At 56.0% G+C, this 16,186-nt stretch carries 11 protein-coding genes; 7 read left to right on the top strand and 4 right to left on the bottom strand.

Going from position 1 to position 16,186, the window contains the following annotated elements:
• Window positions 1-18: 18 nt before the first annotated feature.
• Together NLM27_RS26725 and NLM27_RS26720 are read right to left on the bottom strand one after the other, a co-directional pair.
• Window positions 19-159, bottom strand: a complete 141-nt coding sequence (locus NLM27_RS26725) for a hypothetical protein (RefSeq protein ID WP_254146136.1) — start codon at window positions 157-159, stop codon at window positions 19-21.
• Window positions 160-663: 504 nt separating this feature from the next.
• Window positions 664-864: a hypothetical protein gene (locus NLM27_RS26720; protein WP_254146135.1), complete on the bottom strand. Its 201-nt coding sequence runs from the start codon at window positions 862-864 to the stop codon at window positions 664-666.
• Between the two features lie 702 nt (window positions 865-1,566).
• Here NLM27_RS26720 and NLM27_RS26715 point away from each other — a divergent pair.
• The 5 genes from NLM27_RS26715 (at window position 1,567) to NLM27_RS26695 (ending at window position 6,612) form a co-directional block, all read left to right on the top strand.
• A complete protein-coding gene (locus tag NLM27_RS26715; protein ID WP_254146134.1) occupies window positions 1,567-3,345 on the top strand; it encodes a hypothetical protein in 1,779 nt (592 codons plus the stop codon).
• Window positions 3,342-4,790, top strand: a complete 1,449-nt coding sequence (locus NLM27_RS26710) for a hypothetical protein (RefSeq protein ID WP_254146133.1) — start codon at window positions 3,342-3,344, stop codon at window positions 4,788-4,790. Before NLM27_RS26715 ends, NLM27_RS26710 begins: the two co-directional genes overlap by 4 nt.
• 339 nt (window positions 4,791-5,129) lie before the next feature.
• A complete protein-coding gene (locus NLM27_RS43845) occupies window positions 5,130-5,585 on the top strand; it encodes a TIR domain-containing protein (RefSeq protein WP_309144804.1) in 456 nt (151 codons plus the stop codon).
• Window positions 5,467-5,925 (top strand): hypothetical protein, encoded by a 459-nt coding sequence (locus NLM27_RS26700; protein ID WP_254146132.1) that lies wholly within the window; start codon window positions 5,467-5,469, stop codon window positions 5,923-5,925. Before NLM27_RS43845 ends, NLM27_RS26700 begins: the two co-directional genes overlap by 119 nt.
• Before the next feature lie 207 nt (window positions 5,926-6,132).
• Window positions 6,133-6,612, top strand: a complete 480-nt coding sequence (locus NLM27_RS26695; RefSeq protein WP_254146131.1) for a hypothetical protein — start codon at window positions 6,133-6,135, stop codon at window positions 6,610-6,612.
• A gap of 1,802 nt (window positions 6,613-8,414) precedes the next feature.
• Here the strand turns inward: NLM27_RS26695 and NLM27_RS26690 are convergent.
• Window positions 8,415-9,363 (bottom strand): IS630 family transposase gene (locus tag NLM27_RS26690; RefSeq protein ID WP_254146130.1). Its coding sequence is split into 2 segments (ribosomal slippage): window positions 8,415-9,026 and window positions 9,028-9,363, totalling 948 coding nucleotides; the frame shifts between segments, so codons are not numbered across the junction.
• Window positions 9,364-9,572: 209 nt separating this feature from the next.
• Window positions 9,573-11,297, bottom strand: coding sequence for a hypothetical protein (locus NLM27_RS26685; RefSeq protein WP_254146129.1), 1,725 nt, complete (start codon window positions 11,295-11,297; stop codon window positions 9,573-9,575).
• Window positions 11,298-12,229: 932 nt separating this feature from the next.
• Between NLM27_RS26685 and NLM27_RS26680 the strand changes: the two genes are divergently transcribed.
• Complete coding sequence (locus NLM27_RS26680) at window positions 12,230-14,530, top strand: hypothetical protein (protein ID WP_254146128.1); 2,301 nt, start codon at window positions 12,230-12,232, stop codon at window positions 14,528-14,530.
• Window positions 14,527-16,116, top strand: coding sequence for a metallophosphoesterase (locus NLM27_RS26675; protein WP_254146127.1), 1,590 nt, complete (start codon window positions 14,527-14,529; stop codon window positions 16,114-16,116). Before NLM27_RS26680 ends, NLM27_RS26675 begins: the two co-directional genes overlap by 4 nt.
• Window positions 16,117-16,186 lie beyond the last annotated feature (70 nt).

Raw genomic sequence — 16,186 nt, 5'->3', positions numbered from 1 at the left:
TGCGAACGGGTCCATAAATTAGTTGCGCAGCCCCAATCCCACCAGTGCGATTGCGGCCAAGGCAATGATCAAAAAAACGCAGACGGCAAGAGGACCTTCCGCCTTACCCTCGATCACGCCGAGTATCTTTACCGCTAGGCAGTTTCGCTTGGTCGGCATGGTGGTCTCTAAGAATCACCTCTAGAGGCCTCAGTGTCGTCGGAGATGGTTGTCGCGATGAACCGGCATAAAGGATCTTTGGCCCGTTCGGTGAACGAGCCAGGAACGTGTCGTTGCTTTGCTTTCCTGTGCATTTTCTGCGGTCGCGGAGCAGGGTGACTCAAATCTTGCCATGTTATCGAACTAGCACCCGCGTTAGCTGAGCACGGTGCGTCCTCTCATGCGTTCTCCCGTACCTGGGCCATTTGCGATTTCGCAGAGTCAAATGGTTAACGTCCTAGGAGACCTGTAGGGGCCTGGAGGTACGGAATGCAAAGTGACGAAAACTGGGCTTCGGTGGCCCTAATCGAAGGCCACGGCGGTCCCGCGTTACAGATGATTCGTGAGGCGCCACGCCGATGAGCGGTAAGTGGCCATAAGAGGCAAGCATGACCAAGGAATACGGAACGTCAGTTTGCCGCGGCCCCGCTGGCACTGCTCAATCCAACTCCATCTTGAATGGCGTCAGCTCATCCAATCTGCGGGAATCGCTGGAGCAGCGCGGGGCAGCCTCAGAAAGAACAGAGCCGGCGTGTAATCGAGGGCCATCACGTCGTCGGGCGTGAAGTCCGGCTTCCCGCACAGTTCGGTAAGCCTTTTCCTGAGCTGCAAGCGCAACTGCAACGGGTTGGGTTGCTGCGGCAGCTTGGCAGCCGCGCGCCTCACGCGCCCATCCTCGCGTTCGAATCTGCTTTAACCGGGCCGCGGAAATGCCGAAGGACTTCCCGATCGAGTAGAAGCTTTCACTGCTCTGGCGGCGTTTCAGGATTTGCTGATTGCGCGGGCTCAGTCGATATTTCGGGACGTTCAAGGAGCACCTATTTGAACAGGGTGAAAGCGGGGGCCGGTCGCGAAGGCGGCCATCCACGCCAGCCGGAGGTTCAAATATAGGTCGTCGCGCATGGGGGCCTCTTTCGGAAAGACAGGTTACAAGCCGAAGATCGGCAAATCGCCCGCTGCACAATCGCTCCCGTCGCGTTGGACCTTATTTAAGGTGTTCAGGAAAGTCCGCGGCACTTTGATATGGAGACAGCAGACGGGCCTGAAGCGCAAGCTCTGAGGTTGCTGCAGGCTCGCGGACGCCACGCGGCAACCAGCGACGACAAGGGAAGAGCGCCGATAGGCGGCCACGAAGGCCCTCTGGAAACGGCGAGCTACCCTTCCGAATCGTTGAAGGGTGCCAATAGGTCGTCAACCACAGAGTGCGCGGCACAGATAAAGTGTCGTGGAAAACTTTGCGCTTTGTCCGTGGTAGACTTTCATCGCCATGCACGTGCATAGGCGATTCCTCTCCCTATATTCCAATCTGACCGCCGATATTTTTTGCGGCGGTCTGACCATCCAACGCCGACCCTTCTAGGACTGCATATGAAGCCCTTCGTTGACATTGGCCTTTTGACAATCCGCGACGATGAATTCGCGGCTGTACTGAAGGCTTTCCCGGACGATCCGGGCATCTATAAGGGACGTCACAGAGAGTATGCGTTAAGAACGACAGATGCCGGGCAGCACGCACGTTATAGAATTGCCATTCTCCGCCAGATCGAGCAGGGCAATGGCGAGGCGCAGGAGGCGGCGCGCGATCTCTACGATGACCTGCATCCATCACTCATTCTGGTCGTTGGCATTGCAGGAGGCCTGCCATCAGACGACATCACCCTCGGGGACGTTGTGCTCTCGACGCGAGTCCACGATTTCAGTGTCGAAGCGCGTAAATTTCGCGAAGATACGAGCTACAACGTCGGCGGAGGTCCCATTGATAAAGCGCTTGCTGCGGGCATCGCTAATCTAGCGGCCCGAGAGGCAGAACTTGGCGAATGGTGGTCAGGCTTGCCACCACGACCGGAAGTGACGTTCAGCCGTAATAAGCTCTATGGTCCTGCCGATTGGCAGCGCGAGCTCCGCACAAAGCTACAAGTGCACTACGGCAAAAACGTCCCTGCGCGGCCGCCAAGATTTTCTGCCGGGTCGATCGCTTCGAGCGACCGCCTTGTGAAAGACCCATTGCTTCTCTTTCCATGGATCAGGACCGCACGCGCAATTCTTGCGATCGAGATGGAATCGGCTGGCGTTCATCGTGCCACACGCGACAAGACGCCGATGGTTTCGATCAGGGGCTTGAGTGACATTGTTGGTCTCAAGCGGCTCGACGCGTGGACCAAATACGCTTGCTCGTCGGCTGCAGCCTTTACACGCGCTTATCTAAGAACTCAGCCCGTACCGGTCCTAGAGCCATCGGAATCTGGTGAAGTCACGGCCTCCGATGGAGAGGCCAATGATGAGCGCGACGAGCAAATACCAGATGGCGAGGAGGGATTCGCAAATCTGGCCCTGCTCCGCCAATTCCCTGGCACGCTGTACGTCGCACCGTCGTCGTGCAACACGCGAAAGCAGGGATGGTTCGTACTGAATCAAGCCTTGGGCAAAAAGGTCGATCGTATCCCGGGGGCCTGGACGATTTTCGAAGGCAATCTGTATTCCCTCGCCGATCCGGAACGCTCGAAACTAAAGAACATCATCGACGTCGGAGGATTGGATCAGTTCGACACGAGCGAATGGGCGTTTTCGTCAAGCGACAGCAAGCGTCGTCTCTTCGTTCAGTTGTTGAACATGGCGCTGAGAGAAGATTTGTGGAACCAAGGCGTACGCTTCCATGGCGACCAGGAAGTCTACGCTTTCATGGGAAGTCCTGATGACCCTCCCAAGAAGCTGAAGTATCCCAACTTGAAGGTTCGCAGCACCGCTACCGTTGTCGCCCATTATCAGACCAAGCCAAAGACGGGAAAGCCGTACAGGTTCCTGCGCCACACCGCATTCCAAGGCCGTTTTCGATGGCTTGGCGGACAATGGTATCTAGAAATCACGCCCACTTACCGCTTCACCCGAAACGGGAAGGATCTCGATCGATATCATCAGAGCCGATTGTCAGGCATCAAGCGCTTGGAGCGAAATCGATCGGTGCTTAGTCAACTCCTGCAATGGCAAGCCGTTCTTAGAGCGCCATGGACCCGTTCGAATTGTTCGCGGCTGCTTGAATTCGCGCCTCTTGAAAATTTTCGGTTCTCGTCAGGTGTTGACGAGAATGCTCTCACTGCCTTGGACGTGCCAACCGTCCGCCCTTCGAACGACGAGGAGCTTGACGGATGAGGCTGCAAATTTTCGAAGAACCGCTGCTTGCCTTTCATCAAAACAGCTTGCATGTCGATATCCGCGCCGGGCTCTCGACATTTGGAGTATTCGACAAGGGCAGCAGCGGAATCCCGGTACCCATTCGTCTGGGGGTTATTGGAACAACAGCCACGGTTGATGGAGTTCGTGATTGGCTGGAGCATTGCAAGAACGGTGTGTTGTCGGATGAAAAGAAGCTGGTGGCCCTTTGGCCTGCGTTCCCGGGCATGACGCAACAGGTTTTCGGCACATCCCTACAGCTCTCTGACACAGCTACACGCACGATTACACGCCACGAGCTGATGGCCGCGCTCGCCAAGCCCGAACCGTTGCAACACATCGTCGAGATTTTCATCGACCACGCGCGCGATTTGGCCGCGAAAAGCGGACTTCATGTCCTGGTCATTGCGCCTCCGCATGAGGTATTCGCCCTTGGAGATACACCGGGCACGCAGGTGGCCGATCCGCCTATCGACGAACTGCAAGAACCGGCACCGGAACAGAAGGCGCCGTTGCCTCCAGCGCTCAATTTTCACGACCTATTCAAGGCGCAGGCAATTGACTTGCAACTGCCTTGTCAGGTGTTGCGTCCCGACACCTATGGCACCCCCGTTGGAGCGCGCTCGAAGAGTCGGCGACTCCAAGACGCAGCGACCACGGCATGGAACTTTCACACAGCGCTGTACTACAAGGCCGGCGGTGTACCATGGCGCCTTGCGCGGCACCCATCGTCGTTGACGACCTGCTATGTGGGTGTCAGCTTCTTCAAGAGCGTGGCAGGGGACACGTTGATGACCAGCGTTGCCCAGGTTTTCGACGAGCGCGGCGAGGGTCTCGTTGTCCAAGGCGGAAGCGCAAACTACGACAAAGACGATCGCACTCCTCATTTGTCGAGAGATGATGCGCAACGACTGCTAGCCGACGGTCTGGCGACCTACCGGCGCGAGCATAAGACGATGCCAGCAAGACTTGTCATGCATAAGACCTCTAGCTTCAACGCCGAAGAGAAGGAAGGCTTCACGAGAGCGGCACAGGACGAGAAGCTGGAAGTCCTGGACCTTGTCACCATACGGCGATCCGGCACCCGCGTGCTCCGCGCGGGTGACTCGCCTATGGTACGAGGGACTGCAATGCTTTTTGATGAGGCCGCGGGCATAGTCTATCTCAAAGGGACCGTCCCCTATTTTCAGGTGTATCCAGGCGCATATATCCCGCGTGCCATCGAGTTTCTGAGAGAAGAGGGCGAAACAAATGCCGCGGAACTCGCCAGAGAACTTATCGGCTTGTCCAAGCTCAACTTCAACAACACTCAGTTTGACACTGGCGATCCTATCACCGTTCGAGCTGCGCGACGTGTTGGTGATATTCTGAAGCACGTGCCAACAGGTAAGAAGGTAAACTCGCGTTTCCGGTACTTCACTTAGAAGCGACGCAGTCGAGGTAGTGATGAACCGCCTGTCAAGCTTTACGAGGCCGTTTGCACCTCATGTCGGCTAAGAACAAGCTGTGCTTGGAACTTATCCCCGAACCGCCGTGGGGCAATAATCTGCGCTCGAACATGGTGGGGCTCGGGCCCGGCCGCTGGCTTAAGCTTAGCCGCGCGACCAGGACAGCCTCGGGCAAGTGCGGGATATGCGGCAGCAAGGATAGCCCGCACGATCACGTGAGCATGTGATCGCGACGTCGCACACAGCTTCGCCCTCTTAACCAGGTCGGCCAAAGGCCATGTGTAAACAAGTACATTTGTCGCGCGACGGGCTTTTATTCAGCTCATAACTCCTGATATTAGCCGACGACAAGAGGCCGCGGTTGCGGGAGGCTCATTTGGCAAGCGTATTCTTCTCATACGCCCATGCGGACGAGGTCTTGCGCGACCAGCTCGAGAAGCAACTTTCGCTGCTCAAGCGTCAAGCCGTTGTTCAGTCTGGCATGATCGCCGCATCAGCGCGGGGCAGGAATTCGCCGCGGAGATTGACCGGCATATCGAAACAGACGATATCATCCTACTACTCGTGAGCGCCGACTTCCTTGCCTCGGATTATTGCTACGACATCGAAATGACGCGTGCCATGGAGCGTCATGAGGCCGGGGACGCCATCGATGCCCGTTATCCTTCGCGCTTGCGATTGGCACGGCGCTCCCTTTGGAAAGCTGAATGCCACACCACCGGACGGCAAGCCAATCACGCAGTATCCCGACCGAGACCAGGCTCTGCTTGAGATCGCGAAGTCCGTTCGCGCAGCAGCAAATCGCCTCGCGACGGCGGCCGTCCGCCGCGAGACTGCACAGAGCCTTGCACGGTCGACTTCGCCAGCGATTAGAGCATCGAGCCCCCGGTCCAGCAATCTGCGGCTCGCCAAGGACTTCACCGACCGCGATCGGGACCAGTTCAAGCACGAGAGCTTCGAGTACATAGCAAAATTCTTCGAGAATTCGCTTCAGGAGCTGGAGCGCCGCAATCTGGGCATAGAAACCGACTTCCGCCGCATCGATGCTAACCGATTCACCGCTGCGGTCTACAAAGCGGCCGAGCGATCTCCCGCTGCACCGTATTCATAGGGGGTATCGGAGCAGACGGCATCGCCTATCTCGCGAGCGAGAGCACGGAGAGTAACGCGATGAACGAATCGCTTTCGGTTCGGAACGACGAGCACGATCTCTATCTCAAGAGTCTCGGTATGCAGCGCGGCAGGCCATTTGTCACAAGAAGGGGCCGCCGAATACTACTGGTCCATGTTGATCGAACGCTTACAAGGAAGCTGAGCGATGCTCTCACCGAATGAATTCAGCGTTGGGCATATCGGGGCGGGAGCCGGCCTGACTTTGGTCTTGCCGGCCGATCGGTACGATCACCTGCTTCTGGTAACGACCGCACACGACGAGCCCACAGCGATATTCCTGGACGATCGGCATCAATTTGAAGCATTCGGTTGTCAGGGGAACATACATTACAAGGGAATCCTCGTTCCTAACGTTCGAATCGAGGTCGACGAAACGAGCGTGTTTGATGTGTCACGGAACTGGGCTGAACTCGGTACTGTCGTCCGTAAGGACGATGGACTTTTCATCTCGACGGGAACGGATCGTCGGTACGGCGACAATCAACTGATTGCCCTCCAAAGAAACCTTGTTGCCTGCGACGCCAACGCGGCAATCGGTTTCACTCGCTGGCAAATCGTGATCGGAGAGCGACCCTGTAAACGAACGCTGAAAGCCATCGAGCACGAAAAGAAGACGGCGAATTAAATTCCCCGCAGCCGCCGCGTCGTGGCCGGTCGTGTCGAGCAATCACTTCCATCGAATCTGCTCTTCGTTCGCCAGCCCGGGTCCGATTGCAGCAGGCCGTGGAGTTTTCCCGAGATTGTGGATCAGCCAATGGTTTGGTCGAGCAAAAGACGTAAGTTCGATAGATTCATCCCGTTATCAGCTGCTGTTTAGTACCGACCGGTACTCCTGCAGAACATTCTGGATCCGTTGAACCACCAGCTCGTCAAATGTGAGGAGGCCGACAGGAATGGGAAAGGTCTGGATGGTAACGATCGGACAGTGAACGGAGATGGTCGCGATCAGGCCTGGCACGAGCAATATTTCGAGACCCGGCGGGATTTCCGCGACCTCAATTCGGCGACGATCAAGTCGAATGCTTCGCGAAGATGGCTATCCCCAGAAGCCATCGCCCGTCGTTCCGTCAGTCGATCGTCGAAGATGCCAAGTGCAGTGAACAGGCGGGATCGCGTCCCGTTCGGAGAAAACCGTAGTCTGCCCACCGTCGAGCGAATCGAGCGGCCCCCAAATGCGATCGTAGTTTCTGCGCTAAAAGCAAATCGATTGCGCTGGAAAGATGCATTCCTCTCGAGAAAGAGCAGAAATACTGCTCGGAATCTGGCTACTTGTACCTTAGCCCGCCCACGCGGCCGTCGCGATGTTGCGCTTGAGGTTTTTCTTGCACTTTCACCTCCCGCATGACTCGGGCGGTCCTCTGCGAGTTGCGCGCAGGGGAGACCGGTGCTCGCGCCCACATCGCCTCGAAAGATGCTTCACGCCGCCCTCGGACGTGAGGTTCAAACGAATCAATAACTAAGCTTTTTAGCCCTACCATTTTGCCAGCCGGACAAGATAAAACGAATCCCGAATTGTGAGGGACGGCCTTGGCAACGCAACCTCTTCAAGGACCACGGGCAAAGCCCCAGAGAATTATTGAAGCCGCGCTTTTTGAGGGCGACATCGGCCCCGTGACAGCACGCGAACTTATCGATATGCCCGATGCCGAATGGGGCATGCTTAGAGATCGCATTACCGATTATCACCAGGGGTGGTCAGCTGGTTTGAACTGCAGGTGTGTAATGTGCGGCGATCCGGTCTTCATACGAGCCCGCAGGAAGAAAGGCGTTCCCTACCCGTTGTCCTCCCATTTTCAAGGGGGTGGCTCGCTCTGCCCGTGGCATCATGGAGCAAACGACCACCCAGAGAGGGTCCGCCAAGCGCAGTAAAATGGTCAGCAGGAATCGCAAACACACCGCTTGCTATGTGAGCAGATCGATGCGTTGGCGAAGCTTGATGCGCGCTACGTATCCAGTACGGTAAATGCATATCGGCCCCCTACGGAAAACGAGTACGGCAAGTTCCCCGATGTACAGGTTGTATGGCGTGATTTTCCCGAATGTGTTTTCGAGGTACAGCTATCGCGCACGTTCCAGACCGAGATTTCTGCGCGGTGCACGCATTATGAGCGTGAGGGTGTGGCGCTGGTCTGGGTGTTGTCGGACTTGATCTCGATCGATCAGAATTCCCGCAGAGCTTTGTTGATGTGATCCGGCGCCATCGCGGCAATGCGTTTGTCATAGATCGGGAGTCCGTTTCGAGTTCGTACGCGCAACGGACGATTGTGCTTGAAACCACTGTCGGCGCCATCGCGTTGAGTGCATTTCACTTTTTTGGCCGGAAAGATAGCTGGGGACGTCAACAGGGGACTGTAACCCGTGACGGATTGTGATCATCAGGTTGCATTCCGGAAATGCATCACGAACGCAAGTCGGCATTAGAGCGTTTCACATTTTGACTGAAGCGTAACCGGCGTTGGCGAAGTAGTTGGCGCATTCGCGAGGCTGGATGTCGTGGACGAGGTGACCGATGTGGCGCCAAGTGTCCTCGATGGTGCGCTTCTGAGCTTGCCGCATCCAGTGTTTGATCTTGGAGAAGGCCTGTTCGATCGGGTTGAGGTCGGGCGAGTATGGCGGCAGGTACCAGAGCCTGGCGCCAGCAGCCTGGATCATCTGCCTGACAGCTTTGGACTTGTGGCTTCCGAGATTGTCGAGAATGACGATGTCGCCTTCGCGCAGGGTTGGCAGGAGAAGGTGCTTCACATAAGCGCGGAAGCATTCGCCGTTGATCGGGCCGTCGAAGACGCAGGGTGCCGTGAGTTGGTCATGGCGGAGCGCGCCGAGGAATGTGAGGGTACGCCAGTGACCGTGTGGGGCGAAGCCGCGCAGGCGTGCCCCTTTGGGGCCCCAGCCCCGCAAAGGGGCCATGTTGGTCTTGATCCAGGTCTCATCGATGAAGACGAGCCGGCCCGGATCAAGTCCGGCCTGCCAGGATCGCCAACGCTGGCGCCTACGCGAGACGTCGGCGCGAGCCTGTTCGAGGGCGAACAGTGTTTTTTTTGAACCGCAGCCCTTCCCGGCGCAGGAACAGCCAGACCGCGTTGTGTGAGACCTTGACCCCACGGGCTGCCAGTTCCGCCTTCAGACCATGCAGCGTCAGGTGCGGCGTTTGAGTGATCCGCTCGACGATGAAGGCGCGGTGCGGATCGAGCACAGGCTTGCGGTGACCGCCCATCTTGCCAGGCACAACCGAGCCGGTCGCCCGCTGCCGCTGTGACCACTTCACAACCGACGAGACCGCAACACCAAACCGTTCCGCCACAGACCGGCAGCTCTCGCCCGCCAAAACCGAAGCCACTACACGCTCGCGAAGATCCAGGGAAAGAGGTCGGGTCATGCGATGCTGGCCTCCAATCCAGTCAGCATCTTGAATCACAATCCGCCAAAAACCGGAATCCCCTCCGATTCAATTAAGCAATGAAAAGCTCTAGCCTCAGCAGCGGACATTCTGTCCTCGCCAATCTAGGTCCGCGATAGGCTAAAATCAGACTGTTGACTATCTCGAACCACGTTTGAGATGCAGATCGCGCGCGGTCAGCACCGCGTTCATGCAATGCATAGGGGCCGCCCCTTGTCACCGACCGTGAAGAACCGGAAACCGACGGATGCACAATAGTTGATTAACAGGTCATTTGCTTCGTTGAGTTCAAATCCATGCAACCGGCAGAGCTCAACAAGCGGGTCGCCGGCCAGGCACGACGACCAACACGACAGCCGAGCAAGGTATTCGACCGCGGTGGTATCACCACCCAACAATGTCCAGAATCCCCCCGCACGCATCTTCGTGTGTACTTCATCACGATCGGTCGCGAACAATAGCGCCATGGGGATATATGTCTTGGCCGCAGCCTGCCTAAGCGCATTTTCGGTCCTTTCCCAGTCTACCCCACAATTAATTTTCACTCTTTCTACCGCGTTCTCGCAGAGTTCAAGCGCTATTGCACGCGACGAAAGTCCTTGCGCAATCGCCTGCAGGTTACGCTCGCGCTCTTCAGATTGCCCGTCCTCTGGGGGACTCAATAGAACGTCGACCAATAGCTCTCGGGATTCGTGCAGCTCAAAGAGACAAATTTGGCGTGCTGAGTTTGGCAGAAGATGTATCGAAAACCGGCCTTGCCCTTTATCAGGCAAATTCCGCAATTTGTGGTCCATAACGTGCACCGGGAGCCCGTTGCAGGTAATCACCATCATGCCTTTTGTATTGTGCTGAAACGAAGCATCCACGGCCAATATGGTCATGGCCTCTCGTTGATCTATAAGCGATTGTGACAGCGCCAGAAATTTCTGACTGGAATCATCAAATGCTAGTCGAGCAAGCCGCTCAAGGCTGCGCGATACAGCATGGGCGGCGTCTTGCACCAGAGCCGGAGCCTCCCAGGGAGCGCGCTGGATCTCATGCATCAAGCCAACTCGCGCGATGGGCTCGCCCTTATTCTTCTCTTCGTATTGTGTAGCTAGCTGTTGAATCGGAACGCGCAGATATTCTAGTAGCCGTCCCTCGATGTGCAGTGCAAGTTGCCGAAAACTTTCGTTTGTACACGGAGAGGGGTCTAACAACCTTACTACGAGTGAGCTATCACTGAATAAAAAGCTACGAAACAGCATTTGAAAAAGATCCGGATCGAGCAACCGCGGGAACCTTGAGAAGCTGCTCACCCACATGCTTTTCATTAGAAGATAGCCCAGCAAATATGCGTCTCCGTCCATTGAGAATGGAGACGACAAAAGGCTGCTCTTTCGGTCGATCAAATGCGGCGACGTACGTAGCGCATAAAATGGATTGGCAAGAAAATTAGAACATGACCACTTGTTATGTTCGCTCGCATTTGCCGTCAACGAGCCGCGTCCAAACTGGATGTGGACACTTGGATCTCTGAAAAGTGTCGCAATGTTAAGGACCGGCTTGGAGCATAACTCCCCGTAACTCGTCACCATTAAATCGAACTCAGCAAAGAGCGCCATGCCTTCAACCACTGGTCGGAGCAGTGTGAGGGCGACCATCGCTTTTAAAAGGCAATCGCGCGCCCTCTGTCGCGCTGAAGGTGCAGTATCTTTACTCCAGTCGATCGCGGCTGCCTCTAGGTGCAGAAGTGCTAAGGCAATTCCAACAGGTGAATTGAAGCACCATTGATGCGTTAGCTCGTGCAAGAACTGTGGAAGAGTCTCGGGCGGGTATGTGCCAAGCCTCGCCAGAAAGATTTCACGATGCCGAGAGTAACCTCGGAGAATTGTCCGATTCGACAGCAGATCGATCGAGCTCTTCTCTTGCATGTCGTCTAGCCGCCAGGAGGGGGTGGCAAACCTGCTTTTGTGAGGTCCGTTACGAGATTTGCGTCACCATCACCTTCGGAGTACCGTTTGTCGCACAATTCGATAGTTACGACTTCGCCATTCGGAGCCGTTACTGTGATTTTCAACGTCGTCCTTCTTAGTTTCCTCTGCTTACACACCCACGCAAGAAACGTTGCAGAAGCTCCGGTCGTAAGGGTCAAAATGATCGTCGTGGAAATGGGCTCGCCAAATTCAGGGGGCGCGCCGGTTCGGCCCTTCAATTCTTTCGGGTCAACAGCGCTGTCACCATGTGTTTGCCTTAGCTCTCGCCAGTCGGTGGAAGTAGCGTAATCGATCTGAACAGGAACGCGATCCATAGGTGGCGCCTTCCGAAAGTAAGTGAAGTATCGTTAACTCTAAACACCACCTCTATTGTAGCGCTATGGTCTTCGCTCATGAGGGGCTCGACCGGCCCGATGGAAGACGGAGGCCTTGGCAGTCCCGGCAACGGCCAAGGAACCAGCCCTGTTCAGCCTCGCCATTGGGCACCGAGCTGACTATTTTCAATTGCGCCATCATCGCACTATCGAGAACTTCTGCCAAGGCCCCTTTGTGGCGCGCACAACCGTTAAATAGACAGGTGCGCGGATCGCCACCCTCCTGTCTTTGCATTGTAATGATCACACGCGAGGATCGTAGAGGCTTTACTTTTCATTGAATACAACGCTCTTTTCAACCGTGCGTTCTGCGCTTAGACTGACTGTCAGCCCGCCCACGAAAGCTATACGTTTTTGGTGATCCCTAGAGGAGTCAGTTGGGCTCTCACCTACTTCTTACACTTTGCAAAAAATCGAACAGCAGCAACCGGAAGAAAGACAGCCAATTTAGGCGAAACTCAGCCGTGAAATGGGAGCAGCGCGCCTGATTGTGCAATGCAACTGAACATCGGTCTTATACCTCAGATTCTGATTGCAGGAGCGATACTATGGCTTGGCCTGTTTTTATTTATCGTCCTGAAGCGAGAGTATTTTCGCGGCGGCAGATCGATCGAGCAAACAGCACTCGAACTGACGAATATACATAAGGAATTTTTAGACCACTTACGCGCTACTCGAGGCCCAGAGTTCTTCCGGACGCTGGTAGATGCAGGGCAACTCAAAGAGATATACAGGGATTTCTTGTGGCACCTTCAAATTCGGCATCCCCTTCAGTCATTTCAAAGATCTCGAGAGCTCTCCGGCTTTGCGATTGCTTATCGGGAGTTTATCGATCATCTCGATGACTCTGGATTCTTCGTTAGTGAAGTTCACGACGCGGAAGTCTTGCAGGAAGAGTTTCGGCGCTTTCTCGAACGGCAACCTCGATCCTTGTGGCTTGCATTCGGTGTAGTCGGAACACTTGTATTGTCCGCTCAGCTTGCGGTCGCCGCTTCACCTGCAGCGTTGGTAATTGGCGGATTGCTGGCTGCTTCTTCCCTATATCGAGGCGACGAAATACCAAATCGGGCTTATTGGAACACTTGGTTCGAATATGACGACGGATCGCCGCAAGATTCATTGACTGTTGGCAACCGCTACACGTTCTTCCTCGACCTTTCGCCATTCGAATACGCCAAACTGCGTGCGTCTCCGGTGGCGACTTCGGGAACCAGTCCCAAAATCCAAACATTGCTCGATGAGAAAGAGCGGAAGCAACTCACCCTGATGATCAAACCGTTGCTCGCGGGCGGCAGTGGTCTACATTTTTCCCCAGAGGTGGGCATCACCGCCCTTGAGGCGGACTTAGAGCGTATTCGGTCCCCGAATGACGAGGAGGCAAAGCGCTATGCAAGGGACGGAGGATCGCTTGCCAAATTCTCTAAGAAGGTGGCGGCGGACACCTTACGTTTCAAGATTTTTGCAGACGTGGCCGGCTGTTCTGTCGTCGTCTTCTCTATTTTGGACGTAACCGGGCTCATTCCGCTCGATCATCTGGTGCGCTGGGTTGCGATCGCGAATCCGGGACAAAAGCCGCCCCCCTGTGGAGACCGGCAGATCCACGCCGGTCTGGAAACTCTGCTGGAAGTGTCGCTCGACGTTGAAGCAGCTGGAACTGGCAACCTTGCGGCGGCTGCATTCCATATCTTCGATATCAATCAAGACCACAGTTTCGTTGTATTCGCAGACGGGCGGCCTGACCGAAAACGCGCTTATGCATGGGAAACGGAAGAAAGTGTAGTCAAGCACGTGAACGATGCATCGAGGTTGCCATTGCTGATTAAAGAGGCTCGTGACATGGCGGTGAAGGGAACGCCGGGAAGCTATGCGAAGGTGGCCAATGAACTTGCCAACGTGCTCTTTACAGGGAGGGGGTCGACCGAGGATGAAGCAACGAAGGCCAAGCAGGCATTCAAAGAACTCGTGGAGCACTCGGCGACGCGTCCAGTTATTGTAACGCGCGCGGTTTCCGATAGCCTTGTCGGCGGGCGGAACCAGAGCTTTTATGTCCCGCTTGGTATTCTCGGCGCGAAGGCAGCGACCCCGGACGGCGCGGAAGCGGTCCTGAAGCAGCCCATCACCGTAGTGCAGCCGCTCCCCCGAGAGCGATACGCAACCAAGAATACCTGCATTGATAAGTGGACTTTCGGCGTCCCAAACAAGTTGCAAGATGTCAACGAGAATGTCGCCGATTTGATGCCGCGAGATCCGCCGGGGGCCTGGTTTCATGATTTTGCGAAACTGCAAACGTACCTGCTAGGCGACCCGCAGAGCGACGGCCCATCGGAAAAGAGTCAACTCGGACAGGGATTTCTCCTCCTCGCTCATCATGGCAGAGGACATATATGGTTCGAACGAGAGCAAGATCGCGTTATCGTGTCGAACGTCAAACGTAGGTATCCCGAAGGGAGCGTCGGAGTGTTCGCTGCCTGCGCGGTGACAGCCGCTTACGACGCCGGATTCTTGCAGCAGTTTAATGCGCGTGGAATTGATGCGCTCATTGCGTCGCCTTTCTCGATCCCAGCAACCTATGGTACTCGGCTGGCCGCCGAATTTCCAGGGGCACTGCAGGACCTGATGGAAAGTAAGGGTGTGCCTACGATAACCGATCTGTTCAACCTCGCTCTTGAACGGACCGCCAGCCGTCTGGAGCGCGACTTTGGGAAGGGACGATACGAAGAAATCGGACTCGAATACCTGCTGCTCGGAAATCCCGGGCTGGTTCTGTGCGACAAAACTGGAGCGCGCAAGCAATGATCTCTCGTCCTGATTTCGCGGCCTGCCTGAGTCTCCTGGTGGGACTGCTGCTTTTTAGCACTACTACGGTGACGCAAAGCCAACCGACGGGTCAACGCACTTCTCCGGATGAGCCTGCCATCGCCATTACCCCCTATAGGACTCCGCCTGCGGGATCGCGTTATCTGGTGTTCATAAGCGATCTGCATTTTGGCGTAGGGCGGAGACCGGACGGAAGTTGGGATCCGACCGAGGACTTCCGTTGGCCAAAAGCGCTCGACGGTTTTTTGCAGGAAGTATCCCGCCGCGGGCGGGACCAAGTCGATCTCGTCATCGTGGGTGATTTCCTAGAACTGTGGCAGCCGCCCGCGAGCATTCCTTGCAAAGGTACAAGCGCGGACCTCGGTTGCACCTTGGACGAGATGGAAGCGCTTTCACGTCTGGTAGTGGCTGCCCATTCCGACTCCCTGAGTATTCTACGCGCTTTCGCCGAGCGGGGGGAGAACCGATTGCATGTCGTGCCGGGCAACCACGACGCCACATTGCGCTACGAGCGCGTATGGCGGCCACTCGGAGAGGTGCTAAACGTAACGAGCGGCCGCATCAACTTGGTCGAAAGCGGCATTTGGACCTCACCTGACGAGCGGATCGTCGCAGAGCACGGTCATCAGATCGGGATGGATGTCAACCGGTACGAACAGTGGCCGCACATCGTTCGGCGAGAAGGCGGAGTCGAATACGTCATTCGGCCATGGGGAGAGCTCTTCGTGCAGAGACTCTTCAATGAGCAGGAAGAGACGTATCCAGTCATCGACAACCTGAGCCCGGAGAGCGCGGGGGCGCGTTATCGAGCCGCGGATCGCGGATTTTGGGGCTCCGCGAAAGACATCGCACGCTTTATCTTTTTCAACCTCTGGGAGACGTCCCCTAAGCAGCGCGCAGCTTTCCTTGGCCCAGACGCGATCGACAAGCGGGAGTGGAGTACTACGGTCGCGCGTACGCTCGGGGCTGATCTGTTTCTGAAGGCATTGCCACCCGATGACGAATTAAGCAACCAGATAAAAGCGGGCGGGGGCAACGCAGAAACCGTCAAGGCCGAACTCGCCGCGATGGCGAAGAGTATTTCCAGCCTGCCTGATGAGGCCATTCTGCACCTGTGCGATCTGGTTGCCGATCAGGGAAAGCCGCTCTGTGCGGACCCTGAACTCGGTCAATCGGGCCAGTATTTGTTTCTGGCCAAGGCACAGATTCTGAGTCGGCATTTTCGAGCGAGGCAATTGCAGTTCCGCGCCATGCGCGTATTCATTTATAGCCACACGCACCAATACGAGACGCCTTGGTCCGTGGCACTAAATGATCTAGTAAGCATAACTGTGGCCAATACCGGGGCCTTCCAGCGACTGATAGATGAAGAAGGATTTCTACGTGTCATAGGCGGAACACCGCCCCAAGAGGGGTTGCGTACCCTGCGTTTGGAACAGCTGCCACCGTGCTACACCGCCGTCATCGTGGCAGACGCCAATTCCAATCCGGAGGCTTATGCTTGGCATATGCCGGAAGACGGCATCGGCGCGCTAGTAACGGCCGAAAATGGCCGTTGCAGGTAGGGTAGATGTGTGCACCACAATAGTTGTCGTAGCTTGCCCGTCGTTCGCGGTAGCTCGGACCAAGGTACGA

Origin of the sequence: Bradyrhizobium sp. CCGB12 (assembly GCF_024199845.1) — a bacterium.
GTDB lineage: Bacteria > Pseudomonadota > Alphaproteobacteria > Rhizobiales > Xanthobacteraceae > Bradyrhizobium.
This window is presented reverse-complemented; position numbering and strand designations above follow the sequence as displayed.

Excerpts from the sequence above, each read along its gene's own strand:
- NLM27_RS26725 (WP_254146136.1), bottom strand. The coding sequence starts at position 159 with ATGCCGACCAAGCGAAACTGCCTAGCGGTAAAGATACTCGGCGTGATC.
- NLM27_RS26715 (WP_254146134.1), top strand. The coding sequence starts at position 1,567 with ATGAAGCCCTTCGTTGACATTGGCCTTTTGACAATCCGCGACGATGAA.
- NLM27_RS26710 (WP_254146133.1), top strand. The coding sequence starts at position 3,342 with ATGAGGCTGCAAATTTTCGAAGAACCGCTGCTTGCCTTTCATCAAAAC.
- NLM27_RS26700 (WP_254146132.1), top strand. The coding sequence starts at position 5,467 with ATGCCCGTTATCCTTCGCGCTTGCGATTGGCACGGCGCTCCCTTTGGA.
- NLM27_RS26695 (WP_254146131.1), top strand. The coding sequence starts at position 6,133 with ATGCTCTCACCGAATGAATTCAGCGTTGGGCATATCGGGGCGGGAGCC.
- NLM27_RS26685 (WP_254146129.1), bottom strand. The coding sequence starts at position 11,297 with ATGCAAGAGAAGAGCTCGATCGATCTGCTGTCGAATCGGACAATTCTC.
- NLM27_RS26680 (WP_254146128.1), top strand. The coding sequence starts at position 12,230 with ATGCAACTGAACATCGGTCTTATACCTCAGATTCTGATTGCAGGAGCG.
- NLM27_RS26675 (WP_254146127.1), top strand. The coding sequence starts at position 14,527 with ATGATCTCTCGTCCTGATTTCGCGGCCTGCCTGAGTCTCCTGGTGGGA.